The sequence below is a fragment of the Hypericibacter terrae genome, assembly GCF_008728855.1.
Taxonomy (GTDB): Bacteria; Pseudomonadota; Alphaproteobacteria; order Dongiales; family Dongiaceae; genus Hypericibacter; species Hypericibacter terrae.
Genome location: NZ_CP042906.1, coordinates 765991 through 789586 on the forward strand (window position 1 = coordinate 765991; position 23596 = coordinate 789586).

Annotated in this window: 24 protein-coding genes; 10 read left to right on the forward strand and 14 right to left on the reverse strand. The window is 65.2% G+C overall.

Annotated elements, in window-relative coordinates:
• Window positions 1–139 precede the first annotated feature (139 nt).
• Together FRZ44_RS03555 and FRZ44_RS03560 are read left to right on the forward strand one after the other, a co-directional pair.
• Entirely contained in the window at window positions 140–1477 is a 1338-nt protein-coding gene (locus FRZ44_RS03555; RefSeq protein ID WP_151175641.1) for an IS4 family transposase, read from the forward strand.
• Between the two features lie 200 nt (window positions 1478–1677).
• Window positions 1678–2292: a tetratricopeptide repeat protein gene (locus tag FRZ44_RS03560; RefSeq protein WP_151175875.1), complete on the forward strand. Its 615-nt coding sequence runs from the start codon at window positions 1678–1680 to the stop codon at window positions 2290–2292.
• Between the two features lie 13 nt (window positions 2293–2305).
• Here FRZ44_RS03560 and FRZ44_RS03565 read toward each other — a convergent pair whose 3' ends face one another.
• The 6 genes from FRZ44_RS03565 to FRZ44_RS03590 form a co-directional block, all read right to left on the reverse strand.
• Window positions 2306–3007 (reverse strand): hypothetical protein, encoded by a 702-nt coding sequence (locus tag FRZ44_RS03565; protein WP_151175876.1) that lies wholly within the window; start codon window positions 3005–3007, stop codon window positions 2306–2308.
• Window positions 3008–3328: 321 nt separating this feature from the next.
• Window positions 3329–3958 carry a hypothetical protein gene (locus FRZ44_RS03570; protein WP_151175877.1) on the reverse strand — a complete coding sequence of 210 codons (630 nt, stop codon included), beginning with the start codon at window positions 3956–3958 and terminating at the stop codon, window positions 3329–3331.
• Between the two features lie 255 nt (window positions 3959–4213).
• The gene (gene rsmD, locus FRZ44_RS03575) at window positions 4214–4777 is read right to left on the reverse strand and encodes a 16S rRNA (guanine(966)-N(2))-methyltransferase RsmD (protein WP_151175878.1); all 564 of its coding nucleotides are present in this window, start codon (window positions 4775–4777) and stop codon (window positions 4214–4216) included.
• On the reverse strand, window positions 4752–6347 hold the full coding sequence (locus tag FRZ44_RS03580; RefSeq protein ID WP_151175879.1) for a pseudouridine synthase: 1596 nt from the start codon (window positions 6345–6347) through the stop codon (window positions 4752–4754). Before FRZ44_RS03580 ends, rsmD begins: the two co-directional genes overlap by 26 nt.
• 312 nt (window positions 6348–6659) lie before the next feature.
• Window positions 6660–7382, reverse strand: coding sequence for a gamma-glutamyl-gamma-aminobutyrate hydrolase family protein (locus FRZ44_RS03585; protein ID WP_151175880.1), 723 nt, complete (start codon window positions 7380–7382; stop codon window positions 6660–6662).
• Complete coding sequence (locus tag FRZ44_RS03590; protein ID WP_151175881.1) at window positions 7379–8284, reverse strand: homocysteine S-methyltransferase family protein; 906 nt, start codon at window positions 8282–8284, stop codon at window positions 7379–7381. Before FRZ44_RS03590 ends, FRZ44_RS03585 begins: the two co-directional genes overlap by 4 nt.
• A 197-nt stretch (window positions 8285–8481) precedes the next feature.
• On the opposite strand from FRZ44_RS03590, the gene FRZ44_RS03595 reads away from it, so the two are divergent.
• A complete protein-coding gene (locus FRZ44_RS03595) occupies window positions 8482–9435 on the forward strand; it encodes a hypothetical protein (protein WP_151175882.1) in 954 nt (317 codons plus the stop codon).
• Between the two features lie 488 nt (window positions 9436–9923).
• On the opposite strand, the gene FRZ44_RS03600 is transcribed toward FRZ44_RS03595, so the two are convergent.
• Window positions 9924–11546 (reverse strand): hypothetical protein, encoded by a 1623-nt coding sequence (locus FRZ44_RS03600; protein ID WP_151175883.1) that lies wholly within the window; start codon window positions 11544–11546, stop codon window positions 9924–9926.
• A 396-nt stretch (window positions 11547–11942) separates the two neighbouring features.
• Here FRZ44_RS03600 and FRZ44_RS03605 point away from each other — a divergent pair, with 396 nt between their 5' ends.
• The gene (locus FRZ44_RS03605) at window positions 11943–12737 is read left to right on the forward strand and encodes a carbonic anhydrase (protein ID WP_225308536.1); all 795 of its coding nucleotides are present in this window, start codon (window positions 11943–11945) and stop codon (window positions 12735–12737) included.
• Window positions 12738–12778: 41 nt separating this feature from the next.
• Here the strand turns inward: FRZ44_RS03605 and FRZ44_RS03610 are convergent, their stop codons facing one another.
• Window positions 12779–13099 (reverse strand): hypothetical protein, encoded by a 321-nt coding sequence (locus FRZ44_RS03610; protein ID WP_151175884.1) that lies wholly within the window; start codon window positions 13097–13099, stop codon window positions 12779–12781.
• A gap of 248 nt (window positions 13100–13347) precedes the next feature.
• Here FRZ44_RS03610 and FRZ44_RS03615 point away from each other — a divergent pair, with 248 nt between their 5' ends.
• The gene (locus FRZ44_RS03615; protein WP_225308537.1) at window positions 13348–13800 is read left to right on the forward strand and encodes a hypothetical protein; all 453 of its coding nucleotides are present in this window, start codon (window positions 13348–13350) and stop codon (window positions 13798–13800) included.
• Complete coding sequence (locus FRZ44_RS03620; protein WP_151175885.1) at window positions 13770–14609, forward strand: DUF6675 family protein; 840 nt, start codon at window positions 13770–13772, stop codon at window positions 14607–14609. The genes FRZ44_RS03615 and FRZ44_RS03620 overlap by 31 nt, the downstream gene beginning before the upstream one ends.
• Before the next feature lie 462 nt (window positions 14610–15071).
• Here the strand turns inward: FRZ44_RS03620 and FRZ44_RS03625 are convergent, their stop codons facing one another.
• The 4 genes from FRZ44_RS03625 to FRZ44_RS03640 form a co-directional block, all read right to left on the reverse strand.
• Entirely contained in the window at window positions 15072–15965 is an 894-nt protein-coding gene (locus FRZ44_RS03625) for a transporter substrate-binding domain-containing protein (RefSeq protein WP_191908398.1), read from the reverse strand.
• Window positions 15966–15979: 14 nt separating this feature from the next.
• Window positions 15980–16804, reverse strand: coding sequence for an ABC transporter permease (locus tag FRZ44_RS03630; RefSeq protein ID WP_151175887.1), 825 nt, complete (start codon window positions 16802–16804; stop codon window positions 15980–15982).
• A gap of 4 nt (window positions 16805–16808) precedes the next feature.
• Window positions 16809–17795: an ABC transporter permease gene (locus FRZ44_RS03635; protein WP_151175888.1), complete on the reverse strand. Its 987-nt coding sequence runs from the start codon at window positions 17793–17795 to the stop codon at window positions 16809–16811.
• A gap of 104 nt (window positions 17796–17899) precedes the next feature.
• On the reverse strand, window positions 17900–19042 hold the full coding sequence (locus FRZ44_RS03640) for an ABC transporter substrate-binding protein (protein ID WP_151175889.1): 1143 nt from the start codon (window positions 19040–19042) through the stop codon (window positions 17900–17902).
• A gap of 400 nt (window positions 19043–19442) precedes the next feature.
• Between FRZ44_RS03640 and FRZ44_RS03645 the strand changes: the two genes are divergently transcribed.
• The 4 genes from FRZ44_RS03645 (at window position 19443) to FRZ44_RS03660 (ending at window position 21695) form a co-directional block, all read left to right on the forward strand.
• Window positions 19443–20099: a DUF6629 family protein gene (locus tag FRZ44_RS03645; protein WP_151175890.1), complete on the forward strand. Its 657-nt coding sequence runs from the start codon at window positions 19443–19445 to the stop codon at window positions 20097–20099.
• Window positions 20100–20192: 93 nt separating this feature from the next.
• Window positions 20193–20618 (forward strand): universal stress protein, encoded by a 426-nt coding sequence (locus FRZ44_RS03650; RefSeq protein WP_151175891.1) that lies wholly within the window; start codon window positions 20193–20195, stop codon window positions 20616–20618.
• Window positions 20619–20736: 118 nt separating this feature from the next.
• Window positions 20737–21162: a universal stress protein gene (locus FRZ44_RS03655; RefSeq protein ID WP_151175892.1), complete on the forward strand. Its 426-nt coding sequence runs from the start codon at window positions 20737–20739 to the stop codon at window positions 21160–21162.
• A gap of 239 nt (window positions 21163–21401) precedes the next feature.
• Window positions 21402–21695 carry a hypothetical protein gene (locus FRZ44_RS03660; protein ID WP_151175893.1) on the forward strand — a complete coding sequence of 98 codons (294 nt, stop codon included), beginning with the start codon at window positions 21402–21404 and terminating at the stop codon, window positions 21693–21695.
• Window positions 21696–21705: 10 nt separating this feature from the next.
• Here the strand turns inward: FRZ44_RS03660 and FRZ44_RS03665 are convergent, their stop codons facing one another.
• A complete protein-coding gene (locus FRZ44_RS03665) occupies window positions 21706–21990 on the reverse strand; it encodes a hypothetical protein (protein WP_151175894.1) in 285 nt (94 codons plus the stop codon).
• Between the two features lie 51 nt (window positions 21991–22041).
• Window positions 22042–23472, reverse strand: coding sequence for a DUF1254 domain-containing protein (locus FRZ44_RS03670; RefSeq protein ID WP_151175895.1), 1431 nt, complete (start codon window positions 23470–23472; stop codon window positions 22042–22044).
• Window positions 23473–23596 lie beyond the last annotated feature (124 nt).

Consider the following 23596-nt stretch of genomic DNA (forward strand, 5'->3'; position numbering starts at 1 on the left):
GCGCCTGCGCCGGTTGAGTCTTCGCGCCGCCCCCTCCCCCTACCCCCTCCCGCGAGGGCTACGGCATTCACGGAAGTGATTCCGTGTTGGAAGTAAATATGATTCAAGATCTTCGGGGTGATTTTGCGAGGATCTGGCGATGTCGTTTGGCGATATTCGTGTTGAGAAGCGAGGGGATTGGCTGATCGAGCGGGTTGCGGCGACGGGGTCGCTGGTGCTGCGCCAGCTGGGAGAGAACCGGGCGGGCGAGATGGCGGTGCATCGGTTTCTGTCCTCGCCCTATGTTTCGGTGGAGCGGATTGTCGAGACGCTGGCGGGCCGAACGGGGGAACGATGCGTGGGGCGTCATGTGCTGGCGGTCCAGGACACGACCGAGATCAACTTCGCCGGCCGGGATAAGAAGCGCCGTGGGTTCGGGCCGGCGGGGAATGGAACGACGCCGGGCTTTTTCATCCATCCGGTGATTGCGGTGGATGTGGAGAGCGAGGCAGTGGTCGGGCTGGTCGATGCGGCGATCTGGACGCGGGCTGACGAGGCGGCGGCGCGCCGGCGCAGCCGGGCCTCGGGGGACAAGGAATCGGCGCGCTGGCTGGCGGGCTGCGCGAGCGCGGTCGCGAGCTTGAGCGGGGCGGCGCGCGTGACCATGGTGGCCGACCGGGAAAGCGATCTTTACCCGCTCTTTGCCAGCAAGCCCGAGGGTCTCGATTTGATCGTGCGGGCGGCCCAGAACCGCAACTTGGCCGAGGGCAGTCCTCTGTTCGAGGCGCTCGGGGATGCAGCGTGCCTCCGGGTTTGCAAGGTCCGGGTGGCGCCGCGCGGGCCGGGCGACAAGGGCCGCATCGCCACCGTGGAGCTGCGTGCCGGGAAGGTGCGGATCGCCCGGCCGGTCAACGGCCTGGTGGAGAAGCTGCCTCGGGAGATCGAGCTCAACCTGGTCGAGGCCCGCGAGGTCGAGGCGCCGGCCGGTAAGACCCCGCTGCTGTGGCGCCTGCTCACCACCCATGCCGTCGCCGATGGCGCGCAAGCCGAGGATGTCGTCCAGCTCTATCGGTTGCGCTGGCGCATTGAGCAGACCTTCCGCGCCTTGAAGAGCGACGGCCTCGCCCTCGAAGACAGTCAACTGGTCGACGCCGAGCGCCTGTTCAATCTGGCCGCCATCGGATTGGCGGGTGCGGTGCGCACCATCCAGCTGGTCGATGCCCGCGATGGCGGTCCGCGCCCCGCCACCGATGTGATCGACGAGGCCTTCGCCATCCCGCTCGAGCGCCTCTCCAAAAAATTGGAGGGCAAGACCCAGAGGCAGAAAAACCCACACCCACCCGGATCTCTCGCCTTCGTCGCCTGGATCGCCGCTCGTCTCGGCGGTTGGAATTGCTACTACAAGCCCCCGGGACCAAAGACCATGCGCTATGGCTGGAACCAACTCGCCGCGCGTCTCGAGGGTTACGCCCTCGCTACCGAAGGCAAAAATCCGTGAATCCCGTAGCCCGCGAGGGGAGGGGGCTAGAAAAAATAAATCGACGCCCCTTCCCCTTGGGAAGAGAGAGCTGCAGAAAATGAATCCACGCCTCCTCCCCTTGCGGGAGGGGGTAGGGGGAGGGGTTGATTCAGGATTGGGCTCGCTCGCCCTCTCAAAAATCAAGGCGCGTTTCCGCGTTCCGTCCTAGGCTCGCGCGCATGGGACAGATCGACTCCCTGATCCGCAGCGCGGTGTCGGCGTTCAATGCGGGCTCGCCGGATTCGGCGCAGGCGCTTTGCCTGGAGGGGCTGCGCCTGGCGCCCGACGACATGGCGCTGCATCACCTGCTCGCCAACATCCTGTTCGCGAAGGGCGACCCGCAGGGTGCCGCCCTGCATCTGATGCCCTCCTTGCGCCGGCAATCGGCCAACCCGCCCGCGCGCAAGCTCGCGGCCAAGATCGCGCGCCAGCTCTGGGAACGGGGCGACCCCGAAACGGCGGCAGCCCTGCTGACGCTCGCGATCGACGAGGCCAGCCCCGCCTCGTTCTGGTTCGATCTGGGCCTGGCGCGCCAGGACCTCCAGGACCTCGAGGGTGCGGCCGCCGCCTATCGCGCGGCGCTCGAACGCCAGCCAACCCTGGCCGAGGCGGCGGTCAATCTGGGCGTGGTGCTGCAGGAGGCGGGCGATCTCGCGGGCGCCATGGCGGCCTATGGCCGGGCCTACCGCCTGCGGCCCTCGACCTTCGGCATGATCGCGCATGCGCTGACCTCCTCGCCCAAGGGCAGGCTCTGGCTCGATCTCGAGGCGTTGAAGCGGGCGCTGGGCGGCTGAGCGTTCCCTCGCGCTATTCGCGGCGCTTGGCGCGGAACTGTTTGCGATAGATCCCCGGCTTCGTGAGCACCTGGGCGACGGTGCCGGCATAGGCCGCCTGCCGGGCGGGATCGAAGCTCTCGCAGACGAGATCGAGGCCCGCGCGCGACACCGGGAAACATTGCGCGACCGGCATGCCCTTCGGCAGCAGGCCGGTGAAATCCGGATCGACCCAGACCGCGGGAAAATTGATCCCGCCATCCTGGAAGCGGTCGGAATCGACCAGCCCCGTCAGCAGCCGGAAGGGCAGGTCGTCGCGATTGACCGGATGGGTCGCGTAGAGCGACCAGCCGGGCTCGAGCTCGACCGTCCAGAAGCTGTTGAATTTGAGCGCCGAGCGTCCGTTGGCGAAGGGCGCGCCCGCGAACTGCTCGGCAACATGGAAGCTCAAGGGCGCGCGCGGATGGCCCGCGGTGGCGGGCTCGGGGATGTCCCAGTCCCAGGCGACCGCGTCCTTCTCGATCCGCACGTCGCAGGGCAGCGGCATGACGAAGCCATGGGTCATCGCATCGACGAAGGGCGGGCATTGCTTGACGGTGCGGATCTCACGGCCATGGCTCTCGGAGAAGGCCTTGGCCGGCATCGCCTTCAGCCAGCCGGGCAGCGCGTCGCGCGCCGGCAGCGGGCGGGGGAGATGCTCGGCCAGCGCCGGATCGCAGCGGAAGACGATGCGCATGGCAGGAGCTCCCGACGGAAGCCCCATGCTCGCGACCGCGCGGCGGCGGAATCAAATGAAGGATTGTCCATGGGGAAGAACGGAAGCGGGCTTTCGCCCGCTGACTCTTCTATTGAACCCCTCCCCCTACCCCCTCCCGCAAGGGGAGGGGGCTGGGTCAAATTCTGATTCAGCCTCGCAGTAGCGCCAGCGCGACGAAGAAAACGCGGGAGCGGTCAGAAAATACTCACGCCCCCTCCCCTTGCGGGAGGGGGTAGGGGGAGGGGTACTTGCTGCAATGTGTGATGTTGAGAGAGAAGTCTCGACAGCACCGACCTCGCGCTACTGCAGCCCGCCCGTGCGCCCGATGGTGCGGCAGGTGCGGGCGGAGTCGGCGAGATCGCAGAGCTCGGCGTCGCGCACCACCGAGACCCAGTCCTTGGCGTTCGCCTGCTGCAGCGGATGCTGGGTTTCGTCGTCGCCATGCCAGGCGCGCTGCACCACATGGAGCGCCTTCTGGCCCTGGATCGCCTTGATCGCCAGGAACTCGATGTTCTTGAGCACGACGCCCGGTGCGGCCTTGCCCGGATCGGGGCCCTTGCACTCGACATAGGCGAGCGCCACGAGATAGCCGTTCTCCCCGCTCGAGCGCGGGCCCTCATGCCGGGTCGCCTGGCAGCCGGCGCCGAAGGCCGCGACCACCCGGTCGAGATAATGCCCGGGATCGAGCTGGGCCCCGGGGAACTCCTGGACCGTGACCATGTCGGTCCAGTCGGTGACCGACTGGCCCTTCTGCAGATACTCCACGATGGTCTGGGTGGAATCCTCGTGGCGCCAGGCTTCGTCCCAGCTGCTGGGGATGGCGACGAAGAGCTGCTCGCTGGCCCGCGCCGGGCGGGCGAGGCCGGGCAGGGCCAGGGCGAGCAACGCCACGCTCAACCCGACGGCGAGCAGCCGACCCAGCCTGGCCATGATGATGACGTCCCCCAACTCGAATCCCGGGGCGAGGCTAGTGTCCCGCCACCAGCCCGGTCAAGCGGCGCGGGGACAAATAATGTTCATGCGGAAAGCGGAATGCGGAAGGCCGCTGACGCGACCTGACTGCTTACCCCTCCCCCTACCCCCTCCCGCAAGGGAAGGGGGCGTGGTTAGCGTAAAACTCGCTCGAAGCTTAGAAGTTGAGCGAAGCGATCACATTGACTTAGGGGGTAGGGGGAGGGGTGGCCGCTAGTCGCGATACTTCAAGAACGTCAGCTTCGCCTTGCCGTAGCGGCGTTCGTCCAGCGCGGTGAAGCCTTCGGGCGGGGCGAGGTCTTCGACCGTCGCGGTCTCGACCACGGCGATGGCGCCCGGTGCCAGCCAGCCCTGGCGGGCGAGGGCGGCCAGGGCCGGCGCCGCCAGGCCCTTGCCGTAGGGCGGGTCGAGGAAGGCCAGCGCCGCGGCGGCCGGCGCGGCGCCGGGTTTGGTCGCGTCCACCTGGCGAAGGCTCACCCGCGCGATCTCGCCCAGCGCCATCGCGTTGCCGCGCGCCAGCGTGATGGCGGCGGCGTCGTTGTCGATCAGGATCGCCTTGGCGGCGCCGCGCGACAGCGCCTCGAGGCCGAGGGCGCCGGTGCCGCAGAAGACGTCGAGCACGATCGCGTCGCGGATGACGAGGCCGGCCTTGGCCGGCGCGCCATGCTCGAGGATGTTGAAGAGCGACTGGCGCGCGCGGTCGGAGGTCGGGCGGATGGCGTCGCCCTCGGGCGCCGCCAGCGCGCGGCCCCTAAGACGGCCGGCGACGATGCGCATGGCCCGGCTTCGCGCCGGCACCGCCGCCGGGCTTGCCGCGGCGGTCCTTCTTGAAATGTTTCTCGCCCGCCGGCCGCTTCGCGGCTCTGTCGTCCGTCGGTCGCTTCGCAGCTCTGTCATCCATCGGCCGCTTCGCTTTGGCATCGCGCGGCGCGGGGCGCTCGGGGCGCGTCTCGGATCGAACGGCGTCGCGTTTGACCTGGGGGCGATCCGATCTCGCCGCGTCGCGCTCCGGCTTGCCGGTCTTTCCGTGGCCCGCGCCCGCCTTTCCGTCCTCGCGGTTTCGCGACGAAGGAAGACCGAAGCTGCCCTGGCGCGGCTCGCGCTTCTCGAATCCGGGGCCGGTCTGGGCATAGCCGGGCTTGGCCGCCGCGGGACGATGGTCGCGTTTCGCGAAGGAGCGCGCCTCGCGCGTCTCGAAATTCTCCTCGATCTTCTCGAGGCGGCGCTCGCCGCGCTTGCCGCGCGCGTCGCGGTCGCGCGGCTCGAAGGGACGGTCGGGGTTGGTAGAAGGCTGGGCCGGTTTCGCGAAGGACTTTCCGTCGCGCGGCGTCGGCGCGCCGCGCTCCTCGCGCCGGCCGGGGGCGCCGCCGCCGCGCGTGTTGCCGGTCCGCGCCCCCGCATATTTGGCGTCGCGGTCGCGTTTGCCGGGCCGCAACTTCTTCGGCGCCTGCCCCTGGGTCTCCTCGCGCTTCAGCCGGCGCTTCTCGTCATGGGTCTCCTCGCGCAGGCGGCGCTTCTCGGCCGCGGTCGCGGCGCCGCCGGTGCCCTCGCCCATCTGCTCCTTGACCACGCGCGGCGAGACTTCCTCGACGCCGCCGGGCTCGAGCAGCCCGAGCTGGAACGGGCCATAGGCGATGCGGATGAGGCGGCTCACCTGCCAGCCCATATGCTCGCAGATGCGCCGCACCTCGCGGTTCTTGCCCTCGGTCAGCGACATGGTGATCCAGGCATTGTCGCCCTGCTGGCGGTCGAGCTGCGCCCCGATGGCGCCGTAGCGCACGCCGTCGATGGTGATGCCGTTGGCGAGGCTGCCGAGCGCCGCCGGATCGACATCGCCATTGACGCGCACGCGATAGCGCCGCGCCCAGGCGGTCGAGGGCAGCTCCAGCTTGCGCGCGAGCTCGCCGTCGTTGGTCAGCAGCAGCAGCCCCTCGGAATTGTAGTCGAGCCGCCCGATGGTGATGACGCGCGGCAGCGCCTCCGGCAGCTCGTCGAAGATGGTGCGCCTTCCCTCGGGGTCGCGGTTGGTGGTGAGGAGCCCGCGCGGCTTGTGATAGCGCCAGAGCCGGGTCGGCGTCTTGACCGGGATCGGCTTGCCGTCGACCAGGATGCGCGACGCGTCGGTGACGTTGAGGGCCGGGCTCGAGAGCCGGTGCCCGTCGACCGTGACCCGCCCCTCCGCGATCCAGCGCTCCGCATCGCGCCGCGAGCAGAGCCCGGCACGGGCGAGGCGCTTGGCGATCCGCTCGCCCGCCTTGGTCGATGAAGACAGGGGAGCGGGGGCAGGGTCGTCGGGCGGAAAGTCGGGCTTCTCGGCGTCGGGCTCGTCGATGTCGGACTCGTTCATCAATCACTCGGAATGAAAGCCCCTCCCCCCTTGAGGGGGAGGTTAGGGTGGGGGGTCGCCTCAAGAAAGGGCGAAGCGAAGGCCAGCCATCGCAGCATAGCGCCTGCGGAAGGGCGGTGCGCGCCCCATCCTGCCGCAGCGTCCGACGACAGAAACGGCCGGGATCGCGCCCGCGGCCACCCCCCACCCCAGCTTCCCCCTCCCGCCGGCTTCGCCGGCAGTCTTTAAGAGTCGCGGGCGAAGCCCGCCTCGGGGGAGGTGAAGGAAGAAGGCGAGGGAGGAAGAAAGAGTCGCGCGTCAGCGCGTCCGTTCCTACCGTGCCGCCTCGATGAACGCCCGGAAGATCTTCTCGTCGCCGCTGCTGATCGAGAACTCCGGATGCCACTGCACGCCGAGAACGAAGCGGTGGCGCGGGTCCTCGATGCCTTCGATCACGCCGTCCTCGGCGGTGGCGTTGATCCTGACGCCCGGCCCCACGGCCTTGGCGGCCTGGTGGTGGGCGCTGTTGACCTCGAGCGAGGCGGCGCCGGTGATCTTGTGGAGCAGCGTGCCCTTCTCGACCGTGACGCTGTGGCCCGGCTCGTCGCGCGGGTTGGGCTGCTCATGGGCGAGCGGCGCCTCGACCTCGTCGGGGATATGCTGGATCAGGGTGCCGCCCAGCACGACGTTGAGCAATTGCTGCCCGCCGCAGATGCCGAGCACGGGGAGGTCGCTCTCGATCGCGCGCTGGGTGATCTTCCATTCGAACTGGGTGCGCCGGCCCTTGAGCTTGACCGTCGGATGCTTCTCGGCCGCGCCGAACAGCGCCGGATCGATGTCGAAGGCGCCGCCGGTGACGACGAGGCCGTCGATGAGGGCCAGATACTCCTCCACCTGGTCGGGCTCATGCGGCAGGAAGAGGGGCAGCCCGCCCGCCTTCACCACCGCGTCGGCATAGTTCTGCCGCGCGGCATACCAGGGGAATTTGGAGTAGCCGCCCGGCTCCTCGGAATCGAGCGTCACGCCGATGGTCGGGCGCTTGGTCGGGGCACTCATCGTTTCGTCTCCGTCAGGGCCTTGAGCCGCGCGATATGCGCCGGCCCGGTGCCGCAGCAGCCGCCGACGATCCTGGCGCCGGCGTCATGCCAATGGCCCGCATGTTCCGCATAGGACTCCGGATCGAGGTCGTCGCGCAAGGCGAGAAGCCCGTCGCGCTCCATGTCCCAGTCGGGCGGCACCGGCCGGAAGGCGTTGGCATAGCCGCCCACGATCCCGCCCGGAAGCCGCGCCAGCGCGGGCATGGCGGCGGTGATGCTCTCCGGGCTGCAGCAATTGACGAGGAAGGCCGAGACCGGCAGATGCGCGATCGCCCTGGCGGCCTCCGTCACGGTCTCGCCCGAGCGCAGGCGCCCCGAATTGTCCTCGTGCAGCGTCCAGCTCACCCAGACCGGCAGGCCCGTCATGGCGGCGGCGGTGGCGGCCGCTACCGCCTCGGAAGCGCTCGACATGGTCTCGCACAGCATCACGTCGCAATAGGGGGCGAGCAGCGACGCCTGCTCCTCATAGAGCGGCTCGATCTCGGCGAAGCTCCCGACCCGGTCGGGCCGGTAGCTGCCGCGAAGCGGCGGTAGGGAGCCCGCGATGAAGACCTTGCGCCCCGACCGGTCGCGCGCCTCCTGGGCCAGCGCGCCCGCGATGTGGTTGAGCTCGGCGCAGCGATGCTCGATCCCTTCCTTGGCGAGCTCGGCGCGGATGATCCCGTAGCTGTTGGTCGTGATGATCTCGGCCCCGGCCGCGATGTAGTCCTCATGCACCCGGCGCACCGTGTCGGGCGCCACGATCAGCCCGTTGGCCGACCAGATGGTGTCGAGGATCGGCACCCCGCGATTGCGCAGCTCGCGCCCCATGCCGCCATCAAGCAGTACGGTCCGGTCGGGCAGGGGCAGGGTCGGGATCATGATGGAGATGTAGTCTCGCGGGGATGTGTGGAGAAGGGGTTAGCGGCGCATCTTCGTAGTATATAGTGATCATTATGAAATTGTATCAGGGTCCATTGAAGAACAAGCACACTCCGGAGCGGCAACTGCTCAGATATGTAGATACCTATTCTCAACCCGCCGCTTAGAATGACACGGCAATAGGAAAGGCCAACTCGATGGAGAGTACGGTCGAACATACGAGCTACTTCGTGCCCTGCGTTTCAGTCTTGCCTGGTTTCGATGAGTTATCGATTAATGTCCAAGGATATCGCCTACATCGGCGCGCATGGGAAGTCAGCACTTTCGATCTGGCTACGCTCGCAACCAGACATAAGCTGCATCTGCCGTATCAGCTGATGGATGTCTTTCTCAGCGGCCCAACCCATCTTGAGATAGAGATAACAGCAGCATCGTCTAGAGAGGATGCGATGTCGCGCATAGAGCGTTTCAGGGCGATGCTCTACATAAACGGCGTGAGCCCGTTCATTATTCCCTTCGTCGCCTCACATAGCTTCAATCACTACGCCGGTATCAACTCCAGGGATTCCGATCTGTTAATATCCAAATTACCGGAGGGAATGAGAAGTGGCATTGTCTCGGCAAGCTCAAGTGTGGAGGTCTGGCCTTACGAGCTGTCATTGATGACGCTTGTTGCACGCGAGTCGAAGCCTGTGACTGCTGAGATCGCACACAGAGCAGCGTGGCAAGCTCAACAAGCGAGGTCCTTAGAACAGAAGCACCCTGAGTTGGCCGCAGTTCGTTTTGCTTTGACAGCCGCTCCGCAGATTACGCAGCTGGGATCTTCGCTGCTGCACCTCTGGACTGGAATGGAGTCGTTGTTTCCCAATGTGCGCGCCGAGGTTTCGTTTCGCATTTCTTTATTATTGGCCGAACTCGTATCGCCCATAGCATCCCCAAGTGTGGTCTACGAAGCTGCGAAGCGCAGCTATACTCATCGCAGCAATGCCGCTCATGGAAACCTAAAGAAGATTGGAGATGAGGAATGGCGCGAGGCGTGGGAACTGCTTTGTAATTGTCTTCTTGCTGTCCTCCATCGGGGTGACCTACCTGGTGAAAGCGCCCTTTTGACGGCGATGCTGGCAAAATCAGAAATGCAGAATCACGGTTAGATACGAGGTCAATGCTCCAGATTGTCTTCCATTCATGTGGCAACATTAACGGCGTCCAGGCATAAATTTGGGGTGCGAACCTATGCCAACTGACCCAACAATTATCGCGGCTCTTGTGTCCGGTGTAGTCGCAATCGGCGTGGCAACAGTGACTTCGATTGTAAGTTTCTCGCTTCAGAAAGACCGCCTTCGCGCGGAGTTGAAGTTCGAATTTTCCACTGAAGCGGCGCTTCTAGAATTGCTTTCGGATGAAAGATGGCAACTGAGATCATTTGACGCAATCCACAAGCGGTTCCGGGGCCTTGGGGCTGATGAGCTTCGCAAATCTTTAATTCGAGCCGGGGCCCTTAGTTTTGGCGATGCAGCTGAGGAGTTTTGGGGCCTTCGTGATCGAAACAAAGAGAGACTCGGATAAAAAGACCCGTGGGAACTGGCGGACTATCGAAGATTTCGAACTGAGCGAATTGACTGCAGCGCGCTTCTTGCCGTTAGTTCACTTTCTGCGGGGCTCTGGTGAAAATGGTGTTTGGGAAGTCTTCGAATAGCGCCGGTTCGCCATAAATATCGCTGCAGAGTCGCAGCGTACTCTCGATCAAGTCAGGGCTTCCATGATCAAGCGGCCGGGGGTAAAGGCGCACAAGAAACGAAATGGGCACACGGATTGAAGCGGAGTGCTCCCATTCTGGCATGCGATCAAGGAAATTTTGGATTCGACGATTAGCAATCTCCTCCCTCGCGCCTTCATGATATGCCAGATAGATGATCCCGAATTCGCCGGGAGGTATTTGGCCCATTGCGTCGCCAAAAAGATCCAAGGGACTCCATGCCCTCTTCTTGACGGCAGCATCAGCAACGTTGCTCCAAGCCAGAGCAATCGGCCTCCTTATTTCGCCAACGGATGCCTCTCGGCCATTATCAACACGACACACAATTCCGTCCCATTCGGGTAGATCAGAATTCCACCCAAAAGCTGCCTTGAGCATGTTCGGGCTATAGAGCCGAGTAACTTCGGGAAGACTCATCCGATAGGGAAGTTGATGATACGCAACGCTCCCCCATGGATAATCGAGCGGTCGATCGGGATGAGGGGCCAATCTCTGGCTTATCAAGCCCGCAACTATATCATTGCTAGGAATCGCATTGCTCTCAACTTTGAGATGTAAGTCGAAGCGACCATAGAGGCCTCGCTTGTTTGACTCTATTTCCAATTGACTGAATAGTCTTCGCATCGAAGCTTCTTCATCGATCTCGTAGTTCGACAGCACGCGCTTGCGCTTGCATTCGATTACCATCGGGTATGGGTCATGGCATCGAATGTCTGGTGATCTTTCGTGAGTCTCCGGTAAGAATTCGACCTTGCGTCCGTATTCCGCGCATCCCGCAGCTACCAATAATTCAAAGACATTTGCGTCGGTGCTCTCCGTCGCTCCTTCCCATAATCTACGAACTCTAAGCGAAACATCGCCACCAACATCGTTGAGATTCTTTAGGCGCGTCCCTAACTGAACTAACTGCGGAACTACCGTTGCGCCCGCGAAGTGATCGTATGCAAGTTCTTCGTCCTGATAATCCTTGGAAACTCGTATCATTTGACGGAGCCGGTGGAGGTGGGGGAATTCGCTATCTGAACGAAGACCTTTCACAAGCGAAAGGCAGTCGCTGCCATCTATTAGCCTATCTATCCTATGGCTAATTTCGCTATCGTGCTGAAGCCACCCAGATGGGACCAAACGAGTAACCGCGTCGATCGCCTCGGCAAGATGCGTTTCGACGATGCCTGTAACAGCTACCCGTTGTTCGATAAGGTCTCCTCTCAGAAGTCGATTCTCTCCATCACCTGGGAGATTTTGCGTTTCGATCGCCCTTAGAATCTCTTCAGATAGCCCACTTGCTTGCTCGAGTTCGCGACCCACGGCATTGTTTGTGGCTAAAAGCTCGCCGGCAAAATTTTGGATGCGCTCCAACTCGATGCGATCGACGTCGCTTTTCGAGCGAGAATACTTACGGCGCGCCTCCGCCAACGATGGCAGAAGCAGACGGATCTCTTCTTGCAGCAGTTTAGCTTGCTCTGCCAACTCCCAGAAACGTGAAGTCCCTTGTTCCTTGGTCACTTTTGAGCGCTTTCTTCCACCTGATACAAGCCGTTAGCCTTACGCTTTCGACCCTTCGACGTTGGGCGAGACAAATCTCTCTGCTGCCCCAAATCATCCTCCCCTGTTGCTGCCCGATCGCGTGCTCACCGATCCCGTGGGTCGCGTTTCAGTGTACCAAGGCCCAATCCGGCCGTTATCAACCCCGAGTTTGCAACGCTGGCGCTGACGGCCTTGTCGCACTCTTGACCAAGCTTATAGACTTGGCCGGCGGAAATGGTCCACGGAGCCTCGGCTTCGAGCGGTGCATACCTTTGGGTGGCAAGAGTGCCGCCTTGCCGGAACGAGCGGGGAGGATCAATCTCAGGCTCCGACGCCCACTGTATGATGACGCGGACACTTACGGGGAACTTCCAGATGATCGTCTCGACACGCCCGGATGCCAATCCGCTGGGCTGCCTCTGCCAGGAACATTGTCTTGGTCATCCTGAGACCAGCGACAGCCTGTCCAAGAGCGAACGCAACGCGCTGTATCTCTCCCGCCGCGGTCTCCTGCGCTCCGGCATGGCCGCCGGTGCCGCCGGCTTGCTGCTCGGCGCCGGCGTCGAGATGGCCGCGCCCCGCACCGCATTGGCGCAAAGCACGATGTCGCCCGACGAAGCGCTGCAGGCGCTGATGGACGGCAACCAGCGCTTCATCAGCCGCAAGATGACCTCCGACAAGGAGGATCTGGCGATCCTGCAGGCCAATACGGTCGACAAGCAGGAGCCCTTCGCCTCGGTGCTGTCCTGCGCCGATTCGCGGGTGCCGGTCGAGCTGCTGTTCGACCAGAGCATCGGCCATGTCTTCGTCAACCGCGTCGCCGGCAACATCGCGACCTCGGAGATCATCGGCAGCATCGAATATGGCGTGGCGGTGCTGGGCACGCGCGTGCTGATGGTGCTGGGACACTCCTCCTGCGGCGCGGCCAAGGCCGCGATCACGGCCAAGGCCGTGCCGGGCCAGATCAGCTCGCTCTATCGCTATATCCGCCCGGCGGTGGACGCGGCCGGCGGTGATCTCGTGAAAACCATCCAGGCCAATGCGGAGATCCAGGCCAGGCTGTTGAAGGAATCCTCACCCGTCATCGCCGAGGCGATCAAGGGCGGCAAGCTCAAGGTCGTGGCCGCCTATTACGATCTGGCGTCGGGCAAAGTGGCGCTGCTGGGCTGACGCCGCCCCCCCCGCGATCGTTGGCGTCGGCGGCGCGGCCGTTACTGCCCGCCGCCGATGACCTCGACCGACGCCGCCTGGTCGGCGCGCACGCTGATCTGGTAGGTCGCGTTGCTGCAGACCAGGATCCAAACCGGCTGATGCGCCGTCGAGAGGGTCGGATCGCGGCTGGCGCTCAGCGACTTGTCGCAAGGATGGCCCTGCTGGCGGATCTGGCCGGCGAGAATGGTCGCCGGCGCCTCGGGTCCGTTGGGATCGGCCGCATCGTCGGCGAGGGCGAGGGTGGGGGCGAGGACGAGCAGGGCGCCCAGCAGCCCCGCCGCGATCGAATTGTTCTGTACGGCGCGTTCCGTCCGCGTCATTCCCCTGTGGCCGGCATGCCCCCTGTCGCTGGTACGCAATGACGCCTCCTCCTTCCGGTGTCGTGGCCCCGGTCTGGCGCCTCCCGAGGCCGCCGACGGGCCGGAGATGCCGTGATGGTGGTCAGGACCCAGGAGAACCGGTCGGCGGCTCGCTGCGTTATTGTGGGCGGTGCCCTTGAGCGGGCCCGACGGCCCCACATCTTTTCAAATGTGGGGCGCCATTTTTCCCGTCAAGGAAGGATCTTGCTATGTCTTTGTTCAAAACCGCCATGCCCGGCGGGCAATCTATTTCCGGCCGTGCCGGCCTTCCGGCCATTTCCGGTCGCGCCGGCCTTCTGGCGCGGCCGCTGCTGCTGGCGCTGCCCCTCCTGCTGGGACTAAGCGCCTGCGATCCCAATTTCCCCTGGATCGGCCCCGGCATCCAATATCCCGGCTGGACGCTGCCGCCGGTCGATACCACGATCTCGACCCCCAACGCGCCGCCGGCCCCGCAGGCCGAGACGGCAGCGCCAATCCCGCAGGGCCCGGCCGGCTATTTCGTCTGGGATCCCGGCCACTGGCACTGGACCGGCCAGGAGTTCGTCTGGCTCGGCGGCCATTATGTCGAGCGGCCCTATCGCGGCTCCACCTGGGTGCCGGGAACCTGGGCCCAGGACGAGAGCAAGACCGTATGGATCTGGACGCCCGGACATTGGCGGTGAGCGGCGGGCAGCGCGCGCGGCGGGGCTTCTGGCTCGGGGTCCTGCTGCCGGCGGTGATGGCGCTGGCGGCTGTCGGGTTCGGGGTGCCGGCCTTTGCCGCGGCGGGGTCCCTCCCGGCGCCGCCCTGCGCGACGGGCGCGGCGTCCGATGCCGCCGCCTTCGCCGATCCGCCGAAAGCCCGGATCTGGCACTCCCGCGATCTCGGGGACTGGCGGCCGCCGGCCTGCTTCGGCTGGCCCCCGATGGATCTGAACCTTGTGACCGCGCTCTCGGGAACCTTCGCGTTCGACGGCGGCGGCGACGAGCTGCTGGCACGTTTCGGCGCGGCGTCGGACTGGAAGGGGATCCGCTACTGGTCGGCCTCGGATCGGCGCTGGGAGACCTTCATCACCGACTCCACGGCGCTGGAGGGTTTCGAGCACCAACAGCGCCGGCCCGACTTCACGCTGGCGGAACTGAAGAGCGGCACCGATTTCTACTTCCTGCGCGCCGACAACCGGAGCTCCAAGCCAGTCGTCTATCGCATGCAGGTCGCCGAGGCCGGGCCCGACCGCCTGGTCGTGAAGATCGGGAATGTCAGCCCGATCACGGCCCTGGTCTTCACCCTGTTCGATTCCGGCGACATCCAGTCGACCTACTTCCTCGAGAAGATCGGCCCGGGCCGCTGGGGCTATTACGCCCTCACCGTGATGCATGAAGGCGCCATGGTGATCGGCAACCAGGACGAGTCCTATCTGACCCGTACCATAGCCATCTTCCGGCATCTCGCCGGCATCCCCACCGACCAGGAACCGCCGCTGGTGCCGTAGAACGGCTCTCCCGCGCAGCGCCTGTCCGCCTCTGATCCCCTCCCCGCGCTTCCTTCTGTCATCGCCGGGCTTGACCCACGGCTGTCCGGTTGAGGTTTCTCCGAGATTGTTTAGAGCGCGGACTTGGAACGCAGAATGCGCATCTGGCCTCGTTCGGGACACGAGACTCCGAAACTGAGTCCACCCCTTCAACGTCTCTGCCTTTCACCACGTCATCTTGTCCCCTCCCCCCTTGAGGGGGAGGTTAGGGTGGGGGGTGATCGAAGAACGCGATGATGACGGAGCCTTGAGCCACACGAGCTTGGCGAACATCGAGTTTGTGGCCACCCCCCACCCCAGCCTCCCCCTCAAGGGGGGAGGGGAAGAAAGCAGAGCAACGAGATTCTCCTTCAATGCCGCCAACCGGACAGCCGTGGATCAAGTCCAGGCATGACAGGCTCTACGGAATCGAGACCTCTCCCCTCAGAACGGCTTGCAGAAGCAGCGCTTCGGCGCGAGGTCGGTCTTGAACCATTTCAACGACAGGCGCTCGAGGGTGCCGTCGCCGATCGCGGTCGAGATCGCGCGGTCGAAGAAGTTGCGCAGCGTTGTGTCCGATTTCCGGAACCCGGCGGCAATGCCGAAGCCGAAGCGTTCGTCTTCGGCGAATTGCGGGCCGCTCAGCGCCAGCTTTTTGTCGCCCGGCAACGCCAGCATCGCCTGTAGCCAGGTGGCCGATCCCATCACGGCGTCGAGGCGGCCCGCCGCCAGATCCCGCATCATCGCTTCGGCGGTGGGATAGGCCCGGGTCCTGACCTCGGCGAACTGGCTTTGCAGGAAGGCGAGGTCGGCGCTCCCCGCCAGCGCGCCCACGGTATTTCCCGCGAGGGCGCCGCGCAGATCGGCGACCGCCGTCTGCGCGTCCTGCGGGGTCCCGGTCAGCGACAACACCTTGCCGGTGCCGAGCAGGTTCGCGAGCGGCCCGGGATCGAGCACGGCCAGCCCATGCCGCTCAAGCGCGTAGGCGGCGCCGAAATCGATCGTCTGTTTCTGCGCCTGGGTTACGGGCAGCCAGGCCATCAGCATGTCGGCGCGCCATGCCAGCAACCCCGCGACGCTGGCGTCACCCCTCCCGGAAACGATCTCGCAGTTCACCGCCATGCGCGCGCAGAGATCGTTCGCGAGCTCCTTCTCGAAGCCGATGGTGGCGGCGCTCTCGGCCGGGCTGTCGGCCGGGTTCCGCAGGGCGATGCGGACCGGGGTCCGTAAGCCGATGTGGACGGTCGTGGAGGGCGTGTCGGCGGGAGCGGCCAGCGTGAAAAGACCGGTCGCGAGAGCGGCGAGCGCGATCGCGACGGCGCGGTGGCGTGCCGGCACCCCGTCGCTCGCGCTCAGGACGCCGCCTCGGCGGTTGCCGTCGGTTTCCTCTGCAGGCCCACGCGCCGCGTCCGCTCGGACAGGAACACGACCAGGAACGAGACGCCGAGGATGCAGGAGCCCAGCGCCAGCACGCTCGGCAGCTGGTTGGGCAGGCGCAGCTGGCTGAAGATGAAGAGCGGCAGCGTCGCCTCGTTGCCGGCGAGGAAGAAGGCCAGCAGGAACTCGTCGAAGGAGGTAGTGAAGCAGAGCAGCAGGCTCGCCACGATCCCGGGCATGGCGAGCGGGAAGGTGACGCGCCAGAAGGTCTGCCACCCGTTCTCGCCGAGATCGGCCGAGGCCTCTTCCAGATTCCTGTCGAAGCCCTCGAGGCGGGACATCATCACCAGCATGGCGAAGGGCACGCAGATCAGCACATGGCCGGCGACGATGGTGTAGAGCGACGGCTCGATCTTGAAGACATTGAGCGCCAGCACCAGGAGCGCGATGCCGAGGATGATGCTGGGAATGACCAGCGGCAGCAGGATCAGGCCGCTCACGGGCCCGCGGCCCGGAAGGCGATAGCGGGTCATGGCCTTGGCCGCAAGGATGCCGAGGATCGTGCTGATGACGGAGGCTGAGATTCCCACCTTCAGGCTGTTGGTCAGGGCCTGGATCAGCGCGTCGTTGGTGGCCATCGCGACGTACCACTGGAAGGTGAACCCTTTCAGCGGGAAGGCGACGAAGATGCTGTCGTTGAAGGAGAACAGCGGCAGCAGCAGCACCGGCCCGTAGAGGAAGACGAGATAGAAGATGGCATAGCCGATCATCGGATCGGTATGGGCGTTGCGCTTCATCATCGGTTCAGATCTCCCGGCGCGTCATGCGGGACCGGCCCACCGACCAGAGGAAGATGCAGACCATGATCGTGATCGTCATCATCGACACCACCGAGACGGCGGCGGCGAGCGGCGCGTTGTTGCCCTTGCTGAAGAGCGACTGCACCACATTGCCGATCATGATGCCGCTGGTGCCGCCGACCAGCGTCGGCGTGATGTAGTCGCCGACCGTCGGGATGAAGACCAGCAGGCTGGCGGCGATCGTGCCGGGGAGCGAGAGCGGCAGGGTGATGCGCAGGAAGCGTTCCAGCCGGCTGTCGCCGAGATCGGTCGCGGCCTCGAGCAGCGAGCGGTCGATCTTCTCGAGCGAGACATAGATCGGCAGGATCGCGACCGCGGCCCAGGCATGGGCCAGCGTGATGATGACCGCGAAGGGATTGTAGAGCAGGAACTCGAGCGGCTTGTCGATGATCCCCAGGCTGACCAGTCCCGAATTGATGACGCCGTTATAGCCGAGGATGATCTTCCAGGCGAAGACGCGGAGCAGGTAGCTGGTCCAGAAGGGCACCGTGATCAGGATCAGCCAGGCCATCTTGTGCTTCGTCACCCGGAAGGCCAGGAAATAGGCCATGGGATAGGCCAGCAGCACGACCGCGGCGGTCGAGGCCAGCGAGATCAGGATCGATTTGAACAGCAGCAGGAGATAGATCGGCTTGTGGAGATAGAAGGGAATGCCGAGGAAATAGGCGGGCGTGGAGGAAGGCTCGAAGATCGTCCAGTAATTGTCGAGCGTGAAGCTGTAGTCGATCGTCACATATTTCTGGGTGAAGAAGGACATCGCGAGCATGCCGAGCAGCGGCAGGACCATCAGCCCCACCATCACCAGCAGAGTGGGCGACAGCAGCAGATAGCCGCGGACGGCTTCGTTGCGATAGAGCCAGGCGCGCAGCCGCTGCCCGGCCGGCAGCGGCGGCATGGCATGGGAAGGCAGGGTCTCGGATGCGCTGACCATCGTGGCGCGTCTCCCCGGGCGTCAAATGGAACAATCGATTTCCACTTCGGGCTGGCCGTCATCCGGCGGCGACGAAGCCGCCGGATGTTGCCCTGCCATCGCCGCTAGATACCGGCCTTGACCTCCTCATACATGGCCTGAAGCACCGGCTCGTTCTTGATCGTGGCCTGGAAATGGCCTGCCTTGATGTAGGCGTCGATGTCGCCCGGCGTGAGGCCGCGCTTGGTGAGCTCGTCGGCCGAGAGATGCGAATAGACGTTCTTGTTCGAATGACCCATGCCGAACGTGTTGACCCAGTAGATGCCGGTGTCGACGCTGAGATAGGCGTTGACCAGGTCGTAGACCATGTTCTCCATCTCGGGCTTCACCCAGGCGGTCATGGCGATGCCGCAGGTCCAGGTCATGGGCCCCTCCTTGGGGATCATGAACATGGAGGGAATGCCCTGCTTGGAGAGGTTGAGGATGGTGTCGTTCCAGGAATCCGCGGCCACGAGCTCGCCGCTGGCGAGCGCCTGCTGCCAGCCGGTGTTGTCGTTGGTATAGAAACGCAGCAGCGGACGCTGCTTGATCATGAGTTCCTTGAGTTTCGCCACCTCGGCATCCGTCATGTTGAACGGATCCTTGGCGCCCGAATAGATCGCCGCCGCCATGACGCCGTCGATCAGGCTGTCGATCATGGAGAGCCGGCCCTTGTACTTCTCGTCCCAGAGGATGCCCCAGGTGTGCTTGTCGGCCGGCACATATTCGGGCGCGAGGTCGGTGCGGAAGGTCACCGAGGTGAGGCCCCACCAGGCGGGGACCCACATGCGTTTGCCGCCGATGACCGTGTCCGGCACGTTGTCGAGCGCGGGAATGATCTCGGGCCAGTGCTCGAGCCGCGCGGTGTCGATCGGTCTCAGGAAACCGAGGTCGTTCCACTTGTTGACCTTGTAGGAGCAGGGCATGACCATCTCGGGATGGAAGCCCGAGCGCATCTTCGACTCCGCTTCCTCCTCGTCGCCCCAGATCGAGAAGTTGGGGGCCTTGCCGTACTTCTTGTCGAACTCGCCGTGCATCTCGGGAGCGTCATAGCCGCTCCAGGTGAAGACGGTCGGCACGCTGTCGTCGGCGAGCGCCCGGGTGCGTCCCGTCGGCATGATCGCCACGGCCAGGCCCACCGAAGCCATGGCGCGGGCGAATTTGCGGCGCGTCATGCGCCCGTATTTGATCTCGTCGATGAATTTCTCGATATCGCGTTTGGTCTCCATGGTCCGTTCTCCCCGTCATTACGAATTTTTGTTTCGTTCGTTTTCGGGCGGCGGCATGCGCGGAATTCGTTCGCCCGACGACCTTTGTTTGAATTCGACCGTACGGATGCCGCCCTAACCATAGCGCGCAGATTGACCTAGAGGAATATTCGAGATGGCGCCGGCGCCCGGCCTGCGGCGCCGGGGGGCGATGTCCCGGCGTCCGGGCCGCCTTTGGGGCCGGGCGGCGCTCCAGCCGGATGCTCATGGATAAAGTTTTACTATCGTTCCGGTTAAGGCGAGACGGGCGATTGGTAAAGGACCATTGCCGAACCGGTTTATGGCGTCGGGCCGCCGGCACGGCACGGGAAGCCTTGATTCACCTCGACTTGGCCGGAGGAAGCGCGCAGCGTCGGTCCCGATGTGCTTCTCGGCCACCGCGAGTTTCACCGCCGCCGGCATCATCGGCGCCATCGGCGTCGTGACGCTCACCCGGGCGCGGAACCCGCGGGAGCTGCCCCTGGCGGCCGCGCCCCTCCTCTTCGCCCTGCAACAGGCGACCGAGGGGCTGCTCTGGCTGCAGCTGCCGCTGGCGCCCGAAGGCGCCATCTCGACCGGCCTGACCCTCGTCTATCTGCTGTTCTCGAACGTGTTCTGGCCGGTCTATGCGCCGTTGGCCGTGTTCCTGATCGAGCCCAGTGCGGCCCGCCGCCGCCCCATGGCGGTCGGGCTCGCCGCGGGCACCTGCGTCGCCGCCTATCTGCTCTGGACGATCCTGGCGCTGCCGCATGGCGCGCTCATTCGCGGCGGCCATATCATCTATGTGACGCAGACGCGCCAGCACATCCTGGTCGCCGCCGGCTATATCGCGGCGGTCAGTCTCCCTCTGCTGGCCTCCTCGCAGCGGACGGTGGTGATCCTGGGCGCCATCGTCTTCGCCGGCTGCGCGATCGCCTATGCCTTCTATTGGGAAGGTTTCGTCTCGGTCTGGTGCTTCTTCGCGGCGGGCGCCAGCGGCGTGATCGTGTTCCATTTCGAGAAGCAGCGCCGCGCGCGCCTCCTCGCCGCCCGCATCTGAGGGCCGGCCCGGCGCCATCCCCGCCGGTTGACTCGCGGGTCGCTATCGGAGGACTCTTCGCGCGACACGCAAAGCCTCCAGGGGACAAAAATCATGAAGATCGTGGTGCCCGTCGACGGCTCGGACCCGTCATTGCGCGCTGTGAAGCATGCGCTCGCGATGGCCAAGGGTGCGCGCAGCGCGGAGATCCTGCTGGTCACGGTGCAGAACATGGTGGCGCTCGGCGCCAGCGACATCGGCGTCCTGGACCCGTCGCTGGTGGTCCAGGCCGCGCGGCGAAACGGCGAGAGGGCGCTGCGCAAGGCGATCGCGCTGGCCAAGGCCGCGAAGATTCGCTTCTCCACCCGCAACGAGATGGGCGCGATCGCCGAAACGGTGGAGCGGATCGCGCGCAAGGAGAAGGCCGACCAGATCGTAATGGGAACGCGCGGTCTCGGCGGCGTGCGCGGCCTGCTGCTGGGCTCGGTGACGACCCAGCTCGTTCACCTCGCGACGGTGCCGGTCACCTTGGTCAAATGATGCTGGCGCCGTGGGGCGATGGGGCCGCTAAAGCGTCGCAACGCCCGGCGCGATTGACTCCCCGGCCGCTTTCCATCGATTGTTCCTCGAACAGCTTTGCCCGAGGGGAGAACCGCTCATGAAGATCCTGGTCCCGGTCGACGGCTCGCCGCCTTCGCTGCGGGCGGTGCGGCTCGCGATCCGGATGACGCGCGAGGACCCGGGCTCCGCGATCGCGCTCGTCAATGTGCAGAACACCGGCACGCTCGAGTTCGGCGACCTCGGTGCTTCCACGCCGGTCCTGCTGCAGCAACGGGTCTTGCGCGAAGGCGCCCAGGCGCTGCGGAAGGCAATCGCGCTCTGCAAGGCCGCCAAGGTCAAGTTCAGCGCCGATGTCGAGATCGGCCCGACCGCGGGGACGGCGATCCGGCTGGGCAGGAAGAAGCGCGCCGAGCATATCGTTATGGGCACGCGCGGCCTCGGCGGCGTGCGCGGCCTGCTGCTGGGCTCGGTCGCGACCCAGCTCATCCACCTCGCGCGGGTACCCGTCACGCTGGTGAAGTAGCGCTGCCTTCGCGGGCGATCTTCATGCCAGGCCTGCCTGTGGCGCAGGCCGTCGCTGCGGGTGGCTGCGAGCGAGAATGGATCGCGCCTCACGACGTTGTGTCAGGATGTCCCACTTGAGCGTGGGCCCGCGCCTCCGCATCTATTCTGGTGTGCGTTGCCGTTCCGGCTGACAAGGAGCAAACCGCCATCGTTGCTTTCGTGACAACGTCCCGATTTCGTCGTGGGTTGCGGTTGGCCGTGCCGCTGCTGCTTCTGAGCGTCGGCGCCGCTGCCGCGCGGGCCGACGATTTCGTGGTGAGGCCCTATCAGCCGGGGCCCGCGCCGCAGAGCATGGCCCCGCCGCCCGCGCCGGCGCGCCCGCCCACCGCCGGCACCTCGAATTTCGGGAGCTGGCAGAAGGAAGATAATCATTTCCGCTGGCAGCCCGGCCAGCAGAGCAACGACCCTGGTCAGGCGCCGATCTGGGTGCCCGGACAATGGGGCAACGACGTCAACGGCAATCAGACCTATACGCCCGGCTATTGGCGGTGAGGCCCCGTCGCTAGCCGCCGATACGCTCGATCCGGGCCGCCATGTCGGGGCGGACGGTGATCCGATAGGTCGCGTTGCTGCAGGACAAGATCCAGACCGGCAGGTCGGGCCGCGACAGGTCGGGATCGCGATGGGCCTCGATCGCGCTGCCGCAAGCATGGCCCTGCTCGCGGACCTGGTCGGCGAGGATCGACCGGGCCCTGATCGGCTGGCTCTCGTCGGGCGCCTCCGCGGCGAGCCCCAGGGTCGGCAGCAGACAGAGCGCCGCGATCCACAATCCCTGCATCTTTCCCATGGTCGGGTCCTCCTTGCACTCTCGAGCCGACGCGGCCGCAGGAGCCGCGGGTCAGCTCACCTTCTTGACCGGCGGCAGCTTCCAGCTGCCGTCGATGATCGAGGGATCCTTCTCGCTCGGCCAATAGAGCCGCATCATCAGGATAAACTTGTCCGGCGGCGCCGGCAGCCAGTTGGATTCCTTGTCGGCGCCGGGCGTTTCGTTCTGCAGATAGAGGTCGATCGATCCGTCGGCATTCTTCTTCAGGTCCTGCCGCGCGCTGATCGAATAGCGGTTGATCGGATTGGCGACGAAGAAATAGTCCTTGTTGTACATCGTCAGCGACCAGAAGCCCTTGGCCGGCGGCGTCCGGCCCTTGGCGAAATGGATCACGTATTTATGGGCGCCGTCATAGGCGTCGCCCGCCGCGTCCTTCATCGAGGTCGGATAAATCGCATCCTGCGGCCGGTTGCAGCCCAGCCCGATCGCGGTGACGAAGGCCCGCAGCAGATAGTTCGTGCCGTAAACCCCGCCTTTGGTCGTATAGATCCAGCCATTGATCGCGGTGATGGCCTTGTTGACCTTGAACTGGAGCATGATGCGGTCGAAGGCGATCGTGGGGATGCGCTTCTTGAAATCCGCATCGAGCTTGCCGGGATCGAAGTCCTGGCCGGGGACGAGGCCGATCCTGGCGTAGCGGGCGACCTCGGCCGCGTCCGCCGCGGCCGGCGGATTGCGCTTCATCAATTGCGCCAGCAGCGTGAAGTAGGCGTCGGCATCCATTGCGTTGACCTGCTCGCGCACGGCCGTCTTCATGTCGATCGAGGGATCGACGGTTCCTACCGGCGGCGTGTAGTCCTTCCCGTAGGAACTCAGCGGCACCAGCTTGAACTCGTCCTGGAGCGCATGCACGGCGGCGTAATCTTCCGGCGTGCCGGTGCAATAGATCCGGCCGAGCAGCCAGACGATATCGGTCGGCGACTTGTATTGCTTGACGCCGGCCGGCAGCGTGCCCGACCAGCCCGGGCCGGTGATGGCATAGGTCTGCGCACCCGTTCCCGTGGTCCGCTTGCCGGGCACCTGGAACACGTTGGTCCAGCCGTCCAGCATCGGCATCAGCGCATAGCGGCCCTTCATGTCGGGGATGCTGAGCACCCAGGGTTCCTGGCCGACATCGAAGAAGGCGGTGGTGTAGAGCGTGTCGGCGTTGGGCGCTGTTACGTCCTTGAAGCTCGCATCCGGATATTCGCGCAGCTTGATGATCTGGCCCATCGGCGCATGGGTTCCCTCGGGCGCCGCCACATTGGTGAGGACACGCCGGGTCATCTCCATGGTCACGAGCGGATAGCCGAAGATATAGGCGTCGGTCGCCAGCCAGAAATCCTCGAGGCCCTCGCCGAGGGTTCCCAGCTCGCCGAACTCGGCGCGGGCTGGACGGGTCAGCGCGGCGCCGGCGAGCAGTCCGAGGCCGCCGATCAGAGCGGCGCGTCGCGAGGTCTTCATGAGCCGTTTCACCTGTTTGATGCCGTGGAGGGCGAGGGCCGGATGATAGGCGAGGGACGGTCTGGGAAAATTGTCATTTCACGCCAAGGCCCGCCGGCCGCTCGTGGCTGGGCCGGCAGCCAAG